The following is a 377-nucleotide window of genomic DNA, read 5'->3' as shown; positions in this document are numbered from 1 at the left end:
GGAAGTCGCCCGCTGATGACCGACGATCTTGTCGCTGGACTATCGCCCCGGACCTGGCCGAGCGTCCCGACACCTACGCACACCAGCCCACCTGACGTGCAGTTTTCACGATGCACACTTCTCATTGGCAGAGCCTGAAGGATGCCTACGACCTCACCGTCGATGACCTCCATACCTACTACGTCTCAACCGGCACAACGTATCTGCTCGTCCACAATACGGATGGGGCGTGCCCGAAGTGGGTAGCGGACAATGAACCGCTCCGGGATCGGTGGAGGCTCTATGTGTTGACTCCAGCCACCGGTTGGGGCTGGTGTTGAGCGTAGTAGTTGGTCTCGTATTCGTGGGGCGGGGTGTCTCCGATCGCGCTGTGGAGC

1 protein-coding gene is annotated in these 377 nt (G+C 60.5%); it reads left to right on the top strand.

The genetic code is table 11. The features are described from left to right. The first annotated feature begins 110 nt into the window (after window positions 1–110). On the top strand, window positions 111–320 hold the full coding sequence (locus tag MTQ10_RS31040) for a hypothetical protein (protein WP_247474166.1): 210 nt from the start codon (window positions 111–113) through the stop codon (window positions 318–320). Window positions 321–377: the final 57 nt, after the last annotated feature.

Source organism: Streptomyces sp. XM83C, from assembly GCF_023072675.1.
Classification (GTDB): domain Bacteria; phylum Actinomycetota; class Actinomycetes; order Streptomycetales; family Streptomycetaceae; genus Streptomyces; species Streptomyces thermocoprophilus.
This window is presented reverse-complemented; position numbering and strand designations above follow the sequence as displayed.

What these genes read in the sequence shown, in the direction of transcription:
- MTQ10_RS31040 (WP_247474166.1), top strand. Translation starts at nt 111, where the DNA reads ATGCACACTTCTCATTGGCAGAGCCTGAAGGATGCCTACGACCTCACC.